Annotated in this window: 13 protein-coding genes and 1 tRNA gene; 5 read left to right on the top strand and 9 right to left on the bottom strand. The window is 60.3% G+C overall.

Going from position 1 to position 14,836, the window contains the following annotated elements; genetic code table 11:
- Positions 1–59 precede the first annotated feature (59 nt).
- The 7 genes from Tal182_RS05290 to Tal182_RS05260 all read right to left on the bottom strand — a co-directional run bounded on the left by Tal182_RS05290 (position 60) and on the right by Tal182_RS05260 (position 8,567).
- The gene (locus Tal182_RS05290) at positions 60–896 is read right to left on the bottom strand and encodes an HAD family hydrolase (RefSeq protein ID WP_085858383.1); all 837 of its coding nucleotides are present in this window, start codon (positions 894–896) and stop codon (positions 60–62) included.
- A gap of 91 nt (positions 897–987) precedes the next feature.
- The gene (locus Tal182_RS05285; RefSeq protein WP_085858381.1) at positions 988–1,947 is read right to left on the bottom strand and encodes a GIY-YIG nuclease family protein; all 960 of its coding nucleotides are present in this window, start codon (positions 1,945–1,947) and stop codon (positions 988–990) included.
- The gene (locus Tal182_RS05280) at positions 1,944–3,602 is read right to left on the bottom strand and encodes a restriction endonuclease subunit S (RefSeq protein WP_085858379.1); all 1,659 of its coding nucleotides are present in this window, start codon (positions 3,600–3,602) and stop codon (positions 1,944–1,946) included. Before Tal182_RS05280 ends, Tal182_RS05285 begins: the two co-directional genes overlap by 4 nt.
- The gene (locus Tal182_RS05275; protein WP_085858377.1) at positions 3,599–5,053 is read right to left on the bottom strand and encodes a class I SAM-dependent DNA methyltransferase; all 1,455 of its coding nucleotides are present in this window, start codon (positions 5,051–5,053) and stop codon (positions 3,599–3,601) included. Before Tal182_RS05275 ends, Tal182_RS05280 begins: the two co-directional genes overlap by 4 nt.
- A gap of 15 nt (positions 5,054–5,068) precedes the next feature.
- Complete coding sequence (locus tag Tal182_RS05270; protein ID WP_085858375.1) at positions 5,069–5,920, bottom strand: FRG domain-containing protein; 852 nt, start codon at positions 5,918–5,920, stop codon at positions 5,069–5,071.
- Between the two features lie 2 nt (positions 5,921–5,922).
- Positions 5,923–8,367: a DEAD/DEAH box helicase family protein gene (locus Tal182_RS05265; protein ID WP_085858373.1), complete on the bottom strand. Its 2,445-nt coding sequence runs from the start codon at positions 8,365–8,367 to the stop codon at positions 5,923–5,925.
- Positions 8,368–8,492: 125 nt separating this feature from the next.
- Positions 8,493–8,567, bottom strand: a tRNA-Gln gene (locus Tal182_RS05260).
- Positions 8,568–8,733: 166 nt separating this feature from the next.
- Between Tal182_RS05260 and Tal182_RS05255 the strand changes: the two genes are divergently transcribed.
- From Tal182_RS05255 to Tal182_RS05240, 4 genes are all read left to right on the top strand, one after another.
- Complete coding sequence (locus tag Tal182_RS05255) at positions 8,734–9,642, top strand: MBL fold metallo-hydrolase (protein WP_085858372.1); 909 nt, start codon at positions 8,734–8,736, stop codon at positions 9,640–9,642.
- A gap of 22 nt (positions 9,643–9,664) precedes the next feature.
- Positions 9,665–10,114 carry a DCC1-like thiol-disulfide oxidoreductase family protein gene (locus Tal182_RS05250; RefSeq protein WP_085858370.1) on the top strand — a complete coding sequence of 150 codons (450 nt, stop codon included), beginning with the start codon at positions 9,665–9,667 and terminating at the stop codon, positions 10,112–10,114.
- Positions 10,111–11,832: a DUF4166 domain-containing protein gene (locus Tal182_RS05245; RefSeq protein WP_085858368.1), complete on the top strand. Its 1,722-nt coding sequence runs from the start codon at positions 10,111–10,113 to the stop codon at positions 11,830–11,832. The genes Tal182_RS05250 and Tal182_RS05245 overlap by 4 nt, the downstream gene beginning before the upstream one ends.
- 203 nt (positions 11,833–12,035) lie before the next feature.
- Positions 12,036–12,716 (top strand): peroxiredoxin-like family protein, encoded by a 681-nt coding sequence (locus tag Tal182_RS05240; protein ID WP_085858366.1) that lies wholly within the window; start codon positions 12,036–12,038, stop codon positions 12,714–12,716.
- A 304-nt stretch (positions 12,717–13,020) separates the two neighbouring features.
- Here the strand turns inward: Tal182_RS05240 and Tal182_RS05235 are convergent, their stop codons facing one another.
- A complete protein-coding gene (locus Tal182_RS05235; RefSeq protein WP_085858364.1) occupies positions 13,021–13,926 on the bottom strand; it encodes a DUF1499 domain-containing protein in 906 nt (301 codons plus the stop codon).
- Between the two features lie 230 nt (positions 13,927–14,156).
- On the opposite strand from Tal182_RS05235, the gene Tal182_RS05230 reads away from it, so the two are divergent.
- Positions 14,157–14,543 carry a hypothetical protein gene (locus Tal182_RS05230; protein WP_064800966.1) on the top strand — a complete coding sequence of 129 codons (387 nt, stop codon included), beginning with the start codon at positions 14,157–14,159 and terminating at the stop codon, positions 14,541–14,543.
- A gap of 16 nt (positions 14,544–14,559) precedes the next feature.
- On the opposite strand, the gene Tal182_RS05225 is transcribed toward Tal182_RS05230, so the two are convergent.
- Entirely contained in the window at positions 14,560–14,805 is a 246-nt protein-coding gene (locus tag Tal182_RS05225) for a hypothetical protein (protein ID WP_064800965.1), read from the bottom strand.
- Positions 14,806–14,836 lie beyond the last annotated feature (31 nt).

The following is a 14,836-nucleotide window of genomic DNA, read 5'->3' as shown; positions in this document are numbered from 1 at the left end:
AGGCGAACACGGTTTCGGTCGCACGAGGGCCCGATGGACCACCATTTCGTTGTTGCCTACTACTCCTTGAGGATCTGCCCGTGCTTGCGAGCAATGCGTCCGAGAATGCCCTTAATGATAATATCGAGTTGGGACTTTTCCTCGTAGCTGGCGGGCGCGACAAAGTCGGCACGACCATCCGAGATGAGGCGGTGTATTTTTGAAAGGTCCCGCTCCGACCGGTCTTGATCGTACACGGCGACCGAATGCCCACCCTGGTAGGTCAGCATTTTCATCGTAGGGATATCAGTGTCTCCGTCTCCGAGGAAGATCATGCGATCGAAGGGGATCGGTCGATCCTGCTCTGGCATGTACTGATTGACCGCTTCGTTGTTCCAATGATTGTCGATGCCCTTGTTTATGCGGAACAGATACTGGGTCTTGGTCGTATAATTGATACCCACGCCCGGCCAAGCGGCTACGTCGTTCTCGTAGATGAATTTCGACGCGAAGATGCGATGAAAGTAATGGCGAATGGCGCATCCTTCTATCATCTCGTGGATACCTGACGAAACGATGTAGTGTTCGAGTTCCAATCCATTCTCAGAGGCAAACGAATTGATCCGCTTAAACCAGGAACCGTCAGCCAGGCCGGAAAATAGTGGGGCATCCTTGCCGTGCTTGCGCAGGTCTTCCACGGTGATTGGGGCATTCATCTCGCGCGACTTTTGCAGCATCAGGTGCATGTAGACTAGAATTTCATCTGCGTCGTGCTGACGCGTCCTCGACTTGACCTCCCCCCAGAAGTCCTCTGCCGTCATTCCGACCTTGGGAATGAAGCTGGTCTCCTGAAGATTCCCCTTAGCCAATGTGCCGTCGAAATCGTAAATGATCGCCGTGCGCAGAACTTTACTCATGCATTTTCCCTTTGTTCACTCGTCGGCTCAGTGGCGGTTTGCAGCGATCAGCCGGAGCCCATACTGAAGCGCGTTTGGTTCCCTGACGAGCCTATCGCCCCGCACTCCCAAATCGCGAAACGCCTGGGATCGACGCGAACAAACTCATGGCAGCAGCCCAGTCGCCGCGGAAGAACTCGCCGCCCAAGCTTTGCAGACGTTTGGCGGCGGCGTCCTTGAAGCACTGCTCGGCGGCCTCGGCAGCGGCCTTGTCTTCATAGGGCTCCGACTTCAGCTCAATCTTCCACCGGCCTTTGGCGGCGGGCGGAAAGCCGCAATTTAGCTCCGTCAATCGCCGCTGCAGGTCGTTTGACACGCCGATCTTGATGAGGGCGGACTTGTCGAATTGCGGCTTTGACAAGCCCATCATGGCAAAGCCGTCACCCTCAAAGCGAGCGAGATAAAGATGGGCCGGGCCATCCTCGTAAACCGAGGTTCGTTCACCAAAGCTGCCCGGAAAGGCGCGGGAGGGGCGGAAGGCTTCCGCGAGTGGGGCTTTATTCATCGCTGTTTCCGCGATCGGCGGCTCACCGAAGACATTGACCTCTATCACCTTCACCTTCAGCGCGAGATCGATTTCCGATTGCGTCAGCTCGGGGCTCCAGACGGCAATGGCTTGGCCGGCCTCGGGGCGATAGGTGACGGGGGCAACGGTTTCGAGAAGCATCGGCTCGTCGACGCGCCAGGCCCGAACGACCGGAATTGCATGGCTCCATTTGTCCGCCCAGCCATGATCGCGCTTGCGCTTTAGGCCACTGGAGGAGGCCTTGTCGACATCGCGGATGGCGCGCCGCTCGATCTGCAGAAAACCAAGTACACGGTGACGCTCGGTCTTGCTGGTTTCGGCGGAGGCTGCACCATATATGAGGAAGAGATCGCCATCCTCGATTAGCTCGAGCATTCGGTCGCGCGCACTTTCCTCGCTCCAGCCGAGATAACCGTCCTCCTCAGGGCTGAAGCCGTAGAAAGAGCGCAGGCGGATGGAACGGGGCTTGCTTGGCAGGCCACTCATTCTGCCGCCTCCTGAAGGTCCTCGGCGTTCACAGGCGCAAGTGCCTCGACCAGCAACGCGTCGAGCAACTTGCCGCGGGTGTCATCGGCACTACTCAGGCTCGTTTCCAGCTGGTCGCAGAGGGCCACGAGTTCATCGACCTTGGTGACGATGCGGTGCTGTTCGGCAAGCGGCGGGAGGGGGAAGCGGACCTCTTTCAAATTAGAAGCGCTCACGCCCCAGTTTCCGACGGTAGTAGCACAAATGCTCTCAATTTCCGCCCTCACGAGGTCAGACTCGGCTGCCAATCTGAGGAATTCTGGTAGGGCTAAGTTCCGATCGGCACGTATTCTAATCAGCTTGTCAGGATAAATTGGATGCAAGCCAAGATAGTCACGGAAAATCGTCAACCGTCCGACGAAAGATTTGTTGCCGTTGAATCGACAGGCCAACAGATCGCCGCTTCTCAATTCGTACTGAAGTCGCGTCTTGGCATCGATTCCACTGATCAGTTTGTGTTCCTCTTCTGCAACTACTCCGTCTTGCCGAACTGTTCCGGCACTTATGCGGAGGATAGCGGTCCCATTGGGCGCATCGTCTGGCCGGCGCGCGTAGCCATTCCTCGTGTCCTCAGCCAACAGATCGGTCAGAGGCGTATGAGCCCAGTGTTCCGGGATAGCGTCATGGCGATGCTCTGCTTTACTCAAGTGCGGTTTGACAGGATCGTCATCAGGGTCCTGCGGCACGAGCTTGCCGCGGACAGCGAGATTGAGAATGGTTCGGCGCAGTTGCTTGATCTGGTCCGGCCGCGCCGTCAGGGCCGGCAGGACCTCCATCGCAAAGCGGGCATCGTCGGGGAATGTCTCGGGATCGGAGCTGTTGAGGCGGGCGAGGCTTGCCGCCGTCAGCCGCTCTCGCGTCGCCTCCCGCTCCGTCCGCGCCGCTTCCAGATCGTTGCACAGCGCCATGAGTTCATCGACCTTGGCGACGATGCGGTGTTGTTCGGCCAGCGGCGGGAGTGGAACTGAAAGTCGGTCCATCTTCTCCTTAGTCATGTGGATCATCGAGATGCCGTGGCCGGCTTCTTTGATCTCACGCGTCTTTTGCAGGAGAAAATTGTATAAGTAGAGCTTGTTGAGGTCGGCCTCGCTGTGAAGCATCAGCTTCCAAATATGATAGTGGTAAATCACCTTCTCACCGTCCCAAATGAAAGGGCCGAACGAGGCAGACCACGCGAAAATCAAATCTCCCCTTTCACAATACTTATCTTCGGGAAGCTGCAAGTCTGAGTAGTACCACTTATCTGAGGTGAAAAGGTTTCCAACTCTGAGGACAGGCGTGCCTGCGCTGAGGAGTTCCTGCTGTTTGTACGCACGTCCATTTATTACCGCGACCAGGTCAGCAAGCGGAGCGAATGTCCAGCCAGCAGGAAGGGGAACTCCCTTCCCATCCTTCGTCGGGTCCTCTGACTGCTTCTTAGCTCGCTCTTTCCTATCCGACAGTGACTTCGCCTTCGCAATCCGCTTCAGCAGCTCCGACGCAGGCTCATCCGCCGGGCCTTGCGGCACAAGCTTGCCGCGCACGGCCAGATCGAGAATAAACCGCCGCAGCCGGGCAATCGCATCCGGTGCATCGGCAATCATTTCATAGTGCTGCAACAGGCGCTCGGCGTTCATCGGGCCAGCGCCTCCGCCAGGATCGCTTTTAACTGGTCGCGCAGCCGTGCGGCTTCCGTATCCGCTGCAACGAGTTCGGTGAACAGCGCTTCAGGATCGCCATGGTCATCGGCCACTGTGTGCGGATTTTTGAAATCAAGATTGTAGCCGCGCGCCTTGACCTCCTTAAGGCTTACGCGCCAGGCCTGCGGGCCTTCTTCACGGCCCTCACGCGCCTTGCCGCCCCACCAGTCGACGCAATCCTGCAGATGCTCCTGGCGGATGGGTCTGGTCATGGAATAGGCCTTCTGGCCATCCGGCACCCGGTGTTCCCAATACCAAATGTCCCTGGTTGGCATGCCTTTTTCGAAGAACAGCAAGTTGGTGCCAATCGAGGCATAGGGCTTGAAGACCGAATTGGGTAGGCGGACGATGGTGTGGAGGTTGCACTCCTCCAGCAGATGTTCCTTCAATCGCGTTTTTATGCCTTCGCCGAACAGCGAGCCATCCGGCAGGACAATAGCAGCGCGGCCGCCAGGCCTCAGCAGCCGCACGATCAGCGCCAGAAACAGGTCTGCGGTTTCCTTTGTACGGAAGGTCGGAAAGTTGTTTTCGATGCCATCTTCCTCGCGCCCGCCGAAGGGCGGGTTGGTAAGGATGATGTCGACGCGCTCGTCCTTGCCCCAGGAGATCAGCGGGCGGGCAAGTGTGTTGTCATGGCGTACAAAGCTTGGATCTTCGATGCCGTGCAGCAGCATGTTGGTAATGCAGAGCATATGCGGCAGCGGCTTTTTTTCCACCGCTCGCAAGCTGGCCTGCATCCTCTCCCGCTGCTCGGGCGTGCGCACATGGTTCTTTTCCATGTGGCGGATGGCGCAGGTCAAAAAGCCGCCTGTGCCGCAGGCGGGGTCGAACATGGTTTCGCTAGGTGTGGGGTCGATACGGTCCACCATGAAGGAGGTGAGCGCGCGAGGAGTATAATATTCTCCCGCGTTGCCGGCTGATTGCAGGTCGTTCAAAATCTGTTCGTAGATTTCGCCAAAGTGCTGGCGCTCGGTCAGGCTGTTGAAATCTACTTCGCTGATCTTGTTGACGACCTGACGAATCAACTGACCGGATTTCATGTAATTATAGGCATCTTCGAACAAGTCGCGCACGACGCGGCGGCGATCGCCTGGCTGCGACGAAACCTGCAGCGCTTTGAGCGCCGGAAAGAGTTCGCCATTGACGAAGCTTAACAATGCATCGCCGGTGATCCCTTCGGGATCGGCCGCCCACCTGCGCCACTGGAATTTCTCCGGGATCGGCGAGACGTAGTCGTCGCGCGTCAGTTCTAGCTCCTGGTCCTGATCGTCCATGATCTTGAGGAAGAACATCCAGCAGAGCTGGCTGATGCGCTGGGCATCGCCATCGACACCGGCATCTTGACGCATGATGTCCTGGATGGATTTGACGGTATTACGCACTGACATATTGATTATTCTGCCTCAACGCTTCAATCGTAGCTTAATCGCTTCTGTAAGTTCGAATAGCGGATCATTCGTATTTGGGTAAAGCGCAAGCTGTCCCACTTGAGGGAAATCCGAGTTTTCCCAAAAAGACCTGGGATCAAACCGAAACTTCGCTGCCACTCTCCGGGCGAAGTCGATCTCGTAGTGCGGGTAGAGTTCCTTTTGACCCATCTCGGCCATCTCAGGATACTCGCCCAAGAGATATCCTTCTTGGATGTGAGGCCGAACCGCTGCTGGCGGACAAACACTAGACAACCTGATTACTTGAAGTCCTGCTTCAGCGCTTGCTGTAATAGCTCCGCTGACATTGGGAACACCCAAAGCGAAGACAAACGCCTCGCCATCAGCATTGGCGCTGGCAAACGACGCAGCAATTCTCAGTGAGTGCGTCACATCCAGAAGGGGGGTGTCGCAAACTTCGTAATGCTGCAAGATTGACCATCGCAGAATGCGGTGCCTTTGGAGGCGTTCCAAATCTGGAAACCCCGACTGCTCGTACGCGGTGATGAGTAAAGTTTCGGCCCTTCTTAGCTTTTCAAACCGACGCGTGAGCGTCTTTTCAGAAGGGCTCGGCACTCCACGAAATATAGTTGGTTTGAGCGTCGATATATCATGGTCCCTATTGGGTCTTCGATAATCAGCTTTCTGCCCTCGGAAGAGCATCACATAGTTTGGGTTCTTGAATTGCAGGCTTGCGATCTTTGTTGCCAGATCGATGTAACTATCAACGAAGCAACCCTTGCTCCGTCTAATCGACAAGCAACGCATTTTTCGCATTTGCCTGTTATCGGCATAGCTATATAGGCTCTCCTCGGCGATCGTTTCCATCCCTATATAGCCCCCTCATAGAGAGCGCTTTCAATCGTGCGAGCAGCCGACTTGAAAGCCTCTCGACTTCCGAAAGCCCGGACGAGTTCAACAGGTGTACCTAACTTGTTCATGGGAGGAACACGAAGGACGTTGGTATCACCAAGATCCAGAATTCCTCCATCTGCATACTTATCTAGCAGCACGTCCAACACCGCCCGGGCCTTGCCTTCATAGCGAGAGAATACGTCACGCTTCTTGACGTTTTCCGCTCGCTCTCGTCGCGTCAGCGGTTTCCGATCAAACGCGATATGGCAGACGAGATCGAAAGGATCGAGGTCAATGCCGAGCTCTCGGGCAATCATATCAAGCGACAAACCCTCGCCGGCCAACTCCTTGACGATGGCTTCCTTGCGCTCTTCGCCCTTCCAGCGGCGCAGGAAATCATCGAGGCTTGCGAAGTGCTTGAGGAGAGCTGACTTCGTGAAATCTCGAAGACTTTCTGTCACGAGCTTGCCGTTGGCGTCGAGATATTCGACGCGCTCCGCCAGGACTCGAACGCTCACACCATCGACGTAGACCTTCCTCTGTGACTCTCCACCACTCGACGGCAGAGCGACGCCCTCGCCAACCGTGGCTGGAAAATCGTCTTTATATTCGTCCTGTTTCTCGTCTTCGAACCCGGGAGTATCCGTATCCGGCGGCGTAATCGGGTCGTTCTCGCCCGGTTCATAAATCTGCACCGGCTCGCCGTCGAAATGAGGATCAGCGAAGTGATTTGTCGCGCCCCGAAAATCCATAAGAGTGAAGTAGAATTTCTTGGTATCCTCATGCACGCGCGTGCCACGACCGACGATCTGCTTGAACTCGGTCATCGAGCCGACAGGACGGTCCAGCACGATAAGCCGGCAGGTTTGCGCGTCCACTCCAGTCGAAAGCAGTCGGGACGTCGTGACTATGACCGGATATTTCGATTCGGGATCGATGAAATTGCCGATCTGCGCCTGGCCGATCGCGTCGCTGCCGGTGATGCGCATCACATAGCGCGCATTCTCGTCGCAGAGGTCCTTGTTCTCGTTGATCAGCGCCTGCCGCATGCGAGCGGCATGTTCTTCATCGACACAGAAAGCGATGGTCTTCTGGTACCGATCACCGCTCTCCTTCAGGAACGCTGTGACTTTGGAGGCGACCAGTTTGGTGCGGTCATCGAGAACAAGGTTTCGGTCGAAATCCTTGGCATTGTAGATGCGATCCTCGACTTCCTCGCCATCGCGATCCAACTGCCCCTTCTCGGGGCGGTAGCCCTCAACGTCTCGATCGATGTGAACTTTGATGACCTTGTACGGAGCGAGGAAGCCGTCGCTGATACCCTGCTTCAGGGAATAGGTGAATGCCGGCTTGCCGAAATAGGCGATGTTCGAGACATATTCGGTTTCCTTTGGCGTCGCGGTGAGACCGATCTGGCTCGCGGCCGAGAAGTACTCGAGGATTTCCCGCCACGCGGAATCATCAGCTGCACTGCCGCGATGGCACTCGTCGATAACGATGAGATCAAAGAAGTCGGCAGAAAACTCGCGGAACAGCTTCTGACGCTCTTCGGGTCCGGTGATAGCCTGGTAAAGACCAAGGTAGATTTCAAACGATGTGTCGATCCGGCGCTTTCTGTCCAACGCGAGCGCCAGGTCAACATCAGCTCCATCTGCGCGTTCGATCGTCTTCGACTTGGTCGACAGCTTGGCCATCGCACCGCCGAAGGGCCGAAAGTCATTGACCATGGTCTGGTCAATCAGAACGTTCCGGTCGGCGAGGAAAAGGATGCGCTTTTTCCGTCCCGCTTTCCAAAGACGCCAGATGATCTGAAACGCGGTGTAAGTCTTGCCTGTGCCGGTGGCCATTACAAGCAGTACCCGGTCCTGCCCTTTGGCAATTGCCTCTACCGCGGTGTTGACGGCGTTGACCTGATAGTAGCGCGGAGCCTTCCCGCTGCCGTCATCATAGTAGTCTTGGAGGACCAATTCCTCTGCAGAACGATCCAAACCCTTCGACTGACAATAGAGCCGCCAGAGATCCTCAGGTGAGGGAAACTGCTCGAGATGGAGATTTTGTTCCTTTGTCGGGCTTAGCCCTGTACGGTCGTGAAAAACGAAGCCGTCGCCGTTCGAGGAAAATACAAACGGAATGTTCAGCGTTTCCGCGTAGTCCAAACCCTGCTGAAGCCCGTCACCAACGGAATGATTGTTGTCCTTGGCCTCTATGAGAGCGATAGGAATGTTCGGCTTGTAGTAGAGAACGAAGTCGGCCTTCTTGGCCGACCCTCTGGCCACCAACTTGCCACGGACGGTGATGCGCCCTTTCGTGAAGAACACCTCTTCGCGTACTTGCAACATCGTATCCCAGCCTGCCTGCTTGACCGCCGGCAAGATGAACTTCGTGCAGATGTCGCGTTCAGTTAACGAGCGCTTGTCCATCTATTTTTGTGAATCCTCTCCCCACTCGCATCATATGAATATTGTTATGCTCCACTTTGCAACTACAAGTCAGTCGAAGTGTCACGATGAGGGAAAGAAGCGGCCGTGCAACTAAAGGGGAGATGTGGCTGGGGCGCCTGGATTCGAACCAGGGGATGGCGGTACCAAAAACCGCTGCCTTACCGCTTGGCTACGCCCCACCAGAGCTTTCGGCGCTAGGCGCCAGCTCAAATCGACGCCTGATTAGCAAAGCTCTCCGTCTGTCACAATGACTAAGTTGCGCTTGCCGCAGATTTATGCGCTGCAGAGTGCAGCGGCCCATGCTAGGAATGGGCGGTGTCATCGGCCTCGAGAGCATCGTTCCGCATGGAAAGCCCCGCATTCGACCTTGCTTTCGAGCCGGCCTATGGGCGCGCCGTGCCGGTGGTTTCAGGGGTCGAGCGGATCACGGCGGAGAATCCCGGGCCTTTCACCTTTTACGGCACCAACAGCTATATCGTCGGCGCTTCCTCGGTCGCGGTCATCGATCCCGGGCCGGAGGACGAGGCGCATTATCTAGCGCTGATGGCGGCGATTGCCGGGCGGGCGGTGACGCATATCTTCGTCAGCCATACGCATCGCGACCACTCGCCGCTTGCCCGCCGGCTGCAGGCGGAAACCGGGGCGGTGACGGTGGGGCAAGGGCCGCATCGGCCGGCGCGGCCGCTGAGGGCCGGTGAGGTCAATCCCTTTGCCGAAAGCTCGGATATGGAGTTCGTGCCGGATCTGACACTCGGCGACGGCGAGACGATTACGGGGGATGGCTGGGCGCTGACAGCGGTGCTGACGCCGGGGCATACGGCCAATCATGCCGCCTTCGCGCTCGAAGGCCGGGAGATCCTGTTCTCCGGCGATCATGTCATGGCCTGGTCGACCTCGATCGTCGCACCCCCGGATGGTTCGATGGCGGATTATATGGCATCGCTCGACAGGCTGATGGAGCGCCAGGACGGCCTGCTGCTGCCCGGCCATGGCGGGCCGGTGCGCGAGCCGAGGAGCTTCCTGCCGGCGCTGAAGGCGCATCGGCGGGGGCGCGAGCAGGCGGTGCTGGCGCGGGTTGCGGCCGGCGACCAAGGGATAGCGGAGATGGTGAAGGCGATCTATCGTGATACCGATCCGAAACTGCATGGGGCGGCGGCCCTTTCCGTGCTCGCCCATATCGAGCATCTCATGGAGCGCGGCGCGATTGTCGCGGATGGGCCGCCTTCGCTTTCCGCGCGCTACCGGCCGGCGTAAAGAGAGGCGGAGGGAGATCTGCATGGGCCGCGCCGATTACAGCTATCGCAACGATCCCGCCGTTCCCGCCTTTGCCGATGACCGGCCGCTGATCGTCTTCGATGGCGAATGCGTCTTCTGCTCCGGCTGGGTGAAATTCGTGCTGAAGCATGACAGGCGGCGGCGATACCGGTTCCTCGCGGCGCAGACGCCGGTCGGCGAGGCGCTTTACCGGCATTACGGCCTCGATACGCGCGACTACGAAACCAATATCCTGATCGAAGGCGGCCGCGCCTTTTTCAAATCCGACGGCACGATCCGCATGGTGGCGAGCCTCGGCTTTCCCTATTCGCTGGCGAAGCTCTTTCGGCTCCTGCCGCGGCGCGCGGCCGATGCGCTTTATGAATTCATCGCCCGCAACCGGCTGAAGATTGCCGGACGGCAGAGCTGCATGGTGCCGACACCGGAGCAGCGCAGCCGCTTCATCGCATGAGCGGCGGCACCTTTTCCCTGCTGATCATCGGCGGCTACGGCGCCTTCGGCGGCCGGCTCGCCCGGCTGCTCGGCGAGGAGCCCAGGCTCAGGCTGCTGATTGCCGGCCGCTCGCTCGAAAAGGCCGATGATTTCGTCTTCGATCTCCGGTCGCCGAAAGGCGGCGCCGGGCGGCTCGGCAGCAACGATCTCGGCGCCTGGCTGCAGGCGGTGGTCTTCGATCGCGACGGCGATCTCGGGGAGCAGCTGACACGGCTCAGGCCCGATCTCGTCGTCGATGCCTCCGGGCCGTTCCAGAGCTTCACCGGCGATGGCTATAAGGTGGTGCGGGCCTGCATCGACCTCGGCATCGATTATGCCGATCTCGCCGACAGCAGCGGCTTTGTCGCCGGCATCGGCGGGCTCGATGCCGAGGCGAAGGCGAAGGGCACCTTCGTGCTCTCGGGGCTCAGCAGCCTGCCGGCGCTCTCCTTTGCGGCGCTGGAGGCGATGGCGCCGCATTTTGCCCGCGTCGACAGCATGGCGGCCGGCATTGCCCCATCGGCGCATGTGAAGATCGGGCTCAATGTCGTGAGAGCCATCGCAAGTTATGCCGGCAAGCCGGTGGCGCTGTTGCGCGAGGGGCAGCCGGCCGAGGGGCGCGGGCTGATCGACGAGATGCGGGTGGCGATCGCGCCGCCCGGTGTGGCGCCGCTCGCCAGCCGGACTTTCCTGCTGGTCGATGCACCCGATCTGGCGCTGCTGCCGCGGCACATTGCCGGCCTGCAATCCACCTTCACCGGCGTCGGCACCGAGCCGCAGGCGCTGCAGCGGCTGCTGAGCTTTGCCGCCCGGCTGGTGGAGGTCGGGCTCTTACCCTCGCTCACGCCGTTTGCGCGGCTGCTGCAGGCCGCCAGCCATCGCTTCGCCGTCGGCGCCCATCGCGGCGGCATGTTCGTGCGCCTGGGCGGCCTTGATCGCGATGGGCGGCGGCTGACGGCGGACTGGTCGCTGATTGCCGAAGGTGATGACGGGCCATTCATCCCGGTCCTCGGCGTCGAGGCGCTGGTGCGCCGGCTGCTCGATGGCCAGCGGCCGCAAAGCGGCGCCCGGCCGGCGGCGGGGGAATTGCCGCTGGCCGATTTCGAGGCCGCCTTCCAGCGTTTCTCGATCACCTCCGGCATCCGGCTGGAGCACGCGGAAGAGGCCGAACCGCTCTACCGGCGCATCCTCGGCGACGCCTGGGAGAGCCTGCCGCCGGCGCTTGCGGCGATCCATGGCGGCGGCACCCGTCTTGCCTCCGGCCGGGCGCGGATCGAGCGCGGCCGCGGGCTCCTCGCCCGGCTGATCGCCGGCATCATCGGCTTTCCCGCCGCCGGCGAGGATGTGCCGGTCGCGGTGCGCTTTGTCGCGGATGGCGACAAGGAGATCTGGACGCGGTCTTTCGGGGGCAAGACCTTCCGCAGCTGGCAGGCCGCCGGCACGGGCCGCGAGCGCCACCTGCTCGCCGAGGTGTTCGGGCCGTTCCGGGTGCTGCTGGCGCTGGTGCCGGAGGGGCAGAAGCTCAGGCTCATGGTGCGCGGCTGGCGATTTTGCGGCATTCCGCTGCCGCTGTTCCTGGCGCCGGGTGGGGATACTTACGAGGAGGAGCGCGATGGGCGCTTCCACTTTCACGTCGAGATCGGCGGGCGGCTGACGGGGCTGGTGGTGCGGTATTCGGGGTGGCTAGTGTTGGAGTGAGAGGTGGTGCTTGACTGAGCCGACGCGCCTGGCCGCCCCCTCAGAGCGTTCGTAACTGCAATCGATTCACCGGATCGATTGCTGGCGCATTGCGCCACCGTTGCTCACCCATCACTCCATCGGGCGATGGGCCTTCTCTAAGCAAGTGCTATAGTTCCATTTCGGTCGTTTCACCTGAGACGCTCCGGGAAAGGAATTATTCCATGGGAGACCAGAAGCGCCCGCTGCAGCCTGGAAACACCGCGCCCGCGTTCGAGCTCGCCACAGCCAACTTCGACGGAACGGTCTCCTTGGCCGACTTGAGCGGCCGGCCGTTCCTGATCGGATTCTTTCGCGGGCTGCACTGCCCCTTCTGCCGACGCCAGCTCGAACAGCTTGCCGGCATCGAGCCCACCCTCAACGCCGCCGGGGTGAAGACCGTGGCCGTTATCAACACGCCGGTGGAACGCGCTCGCCTGTATTTCCGCCACCGTCCGACGCCGGTGACGCTGCTCTGCGATCCAGACTGCCGCACGCATCGCGCCTTTGGCGTGCCCCATGCCGAGTTCCAGCCCGATGGCAGCAGCGAGCCGCCGGAATGGCCTTACACCGCGACCATGGCGCAGTTTCAGGCGGCGCGCATCAATCCCACGGGCGAGTTACCGGAACCGCTCCAGCCGATGGAAGCCAATACAATCCTCAACGCCAAGGACCGCTTCGAGCTTGATGAAGCCGATCATGCGATCTTCGCCAAGCACGCCACCCAGCTCGTCGGACACTTCCTGGTCGATGCGAGCGGCACCATCGCCTGGGCACAGATCGAGGCGCTGGACGGACCTAACTGCCTTTGCATCTTCCCGACGGCCGCGGAGATCATCGCCGCCGTGGGTGATCTTGCACGCTGACCCGCATCGTTTTCGGCGATCGAGCCATGCGAGACCGTGCGGGGAATAGAGAGTTCGCGGCGTGTCCTCTTCTCCCCGAGGGGGTCCGAAGGACGGGTTGAGACCCGTGGCTCAACCCCGGTCGGTGGCCCGGCAGGCGGATGAGGGTGGTGGACTTTGGTAATACGAAATAGACGTCGAGTTTGCGGCACCGGAAGCGGGTCGAGTCTGCCGCGCCGTATCCCGGCCCTTCGCTTGGGCTCAGTGCGTTCGCCGCTGCAATGGATTCGCCGGATCGATTGCTGGCGCTTTGCGCCACCGTTGCTCACCCACCTGAAATCCCCAGGAGTTCGGCGTCGAGCGCCTTCAGATAATCCCCCGCGATTTCGGCGCTGAAGCCGAGGTCGTGCTGGCCGTAGCGGGAGGCGACGCGGATGTCGACGAAGGTGGTTTCGGCCTCTTCGCGGAGGCGAATGATCATATCGAAGCGCAGGCCGAGGATCAGCGTGCGGGTGGTCGCCTGCAGCGTCACGCCGTTGGCGCCACGGATCAGCTTGGCAACGTCGTCGTCATAGGGGCGCGGCGTCGGCACGGGAATGATGCCGGGCGCGTCGGTCACGGCATCGTCGCCGGGGGCGGGCTTTGCCGGCCTGTCCTCGAGATCGCGGTCCGGCTCGGTCGTGCCGGTGCTCTTGACGATCGTAAAGCCGCTCTGCTTGGCGACCTTGCGCACCGCTTCCAGCACGCGGTCGAGCGCGCCTTCGTAACGCCGGCCGGTCAGTTCGGGATAGGCTGAAATCTGCTTTTCGCGATCCTCGGGCGTCACGAGATTGCGCTTCAGCCAGATCTGGTCGGCCTTCGGCGGCGACAGCCAGTCCGGTTCCGAGACCGGATCGGTGGAGACGTCATAGATGTCAGGCAGCGTCAGGTAACGCTCGGCGGCAAAGGCGCCGATGCCGAGCGGAAAGGCGGCGTAGATCAGCGCCGCGAGGGCGGCAAGCCCGCCTTCGGCCCCGGTCATCCAGAGGCTGCGCAGGCCGATTGCGGCAAGCAGGGCGGCAAGCAGCGCGAAGCCGGCGGCGGTGAACAGCAGCAGCACGAGATAGGGCGTGGCGAGCCCGCCGAAGCGATGGGCGATCAGCACGGCCAGCGCCAGAACCAGCGAAAATGCCCCGAGCAGCCGCGAAAAGCGGGCGGCGCTGGAAACGGGGCGGTCGTAGCGGATGGCCATCAAACTTACCGGTTGCTCGTCAGCGCCGCGTCCTCAACCACGCAAATCGCCATGTCCCTGTTTAGTGCAAGATTCGGCTGAATTGAAACTGTTGTCTCGGAATATCAGATGGAATTCAGCGGAGACCGCCGGGCAATCGGCCGCCCACCTTCATAAGCCCTTGCTGATATGTAAAAAAAAGGCCATTCTGCCGCGGTTTCATCTCCGGGGTCATGTACAGGAGAGACGGGATGATTTCACCCGAGATAACAGCAAGGCCGCAGGCGTCTGCGCTTGGCGGGATCGATCACACCGAACCGGCGCTGCCGATGGAGCTCGTCGAGCTCGAACTTTCACTCGAAGGTTATGCCGGCGGCGATGCCGGCTTCTGCGAGGCGGTGCGCCAGGCAGCCGGCCGTTCCGGCGGCGAATTGCTGTTCGACCTGCCGGCCGCCGGCCTGATCGAGGATTGCCGGCGCATCGCCGTGCTGCGCATTCCCGATGGCGAGAACATGCGCGTCGTGCTGGCGCTGCTCGATCAGAACGGCACCGAGATCCGCATGCAGGCGCCCGACGAGGACACCGCGCATCTCGTGCGTTTCGCCGATGCCTTCATCGAGGTGCTGGAGCGGATCTGAGCGTCATTGTTGAGATTCAACGCCGCTCGGCCGCGGCTTCCGCCAGGCTGCGGAAGGGAAACTTGCGGCCGCACTCGCACTTGATCATGAAGCTTTCCTGGTGATTGGCGGCGCGCTGCACGCCAAAGCCGCGCGGCAGCTGATCGACCTTGAAATCCGGGTGCTTGCGCTTGGGATCGTCGATCTCCGAGGCCTCGGCAAAACCCGCATTGCCGCATTGCGGGCAGTTCAGTTTCTTCGAAAATCGATCGCGGATGGCCATGCTCGTTCCAATATTTGCAAGCCCCTCATAC

Source organism: Rhizobium sp. TAL182, from assembly GCF_002117725.1.
GTDB lineage: Bacteria > Pseudomonadota > Alphaproteobacteria > Rhizobiales > Rhizobiaceae > Rhizobium > Rhizobium esperanzae.
This window is presented reverse-complemented; position numbering and strand designations above follow the sequence as displayed.

Coding starts and splice junctions, on each gene's coding strand:
- Tal182_RS05290 (WP_085858383.1), bottom strand. CDS start 896: ATGAGTAAAGTTCTGCGCACGGCGATCATTTACGATTTCGACGGCACA.
- Tal182_RS05285 (WP_085858381.1), bottom strand. CDS start 1,947: ATGAGTGGCCTGCCAAGCAAGCCCCGTTCCATCCGCCTGCGCTCTTTC.
- Tal182_RS05265 (WP_085858373.1), bottom strand. CDS start 8,367: ATGGACAAGCGCTCGTTAACTGAACGCGACATCTGCACGAAGTTCATC.
- Tal182_RS05255 (WP_085858372.1), top strand. CDS start 8,734: ATGGAAAGCCCCGCATTCGACCTTGCTTTCGAGCCGGCCTATGGGCGC.
- Tal182_RS05280 (WP_085858379.1), bottom strand. CDS start 3,602: ATGAACGCCGAGCGCCTGTTGCAGCACTATGAAATGATTGCCGATGCA.
- Tal182_RS05235 (WP_085858364.1), bottom strand. CDS start 13,926: ATGGCCATCCGCTACGACCGCCCCGTTTCCAGCGCCGCCCGCTTTTCG.
- Tal182_RS05225 (WP_064800965.1), bottom strand. CDS start 14,805: ATGGCCATCCGCGATCGATTTTCGAAGAAACTGAACTGCCCGCAATGC.
- Tal182_RS05245 (WP_085858368.1), top strand. CDS start 10,111: ATGAGCGGCGGCACCTTTTCCCTGCTGATCATCGGCGGCTACGGCGCC.
- Tal182_RS05240 (WP_085858366.1), top strand. CDS start 12,036: ATGGGAGACCAGAAGCGCCCGCTGCAGCCTGGAAACACCGCGCCCGCG.
- Tal182_RS05270 (WP_085858375.1), bottom strand. CDS start 5,920: ATGGAAACGATCGCCGAGGAGAGCCTATATAGCTATGCCGATAACAGG.
- Tal182_RS05230 (WP_064800966.1), top strand. CDS start 14,157: ATGATTTCACCCGAGATAACAGCAAGGCCGCAGGCGTCTGCGCTTGGC.
- Tal182_RS05250 (WP_085858370.1), top strand. CDS start 9,665: ATGGGCCGCGCCGATTACAGCTATCGCAACGATCCCGCCGTTCCCGCC.
- Tal182_RS05275 (WP_085858377.1), bottom strand. CDS start 5,053: ATGTCAGTGCGTAATACCGTCAAATCCATCCAGGACATCATGCGTCAA.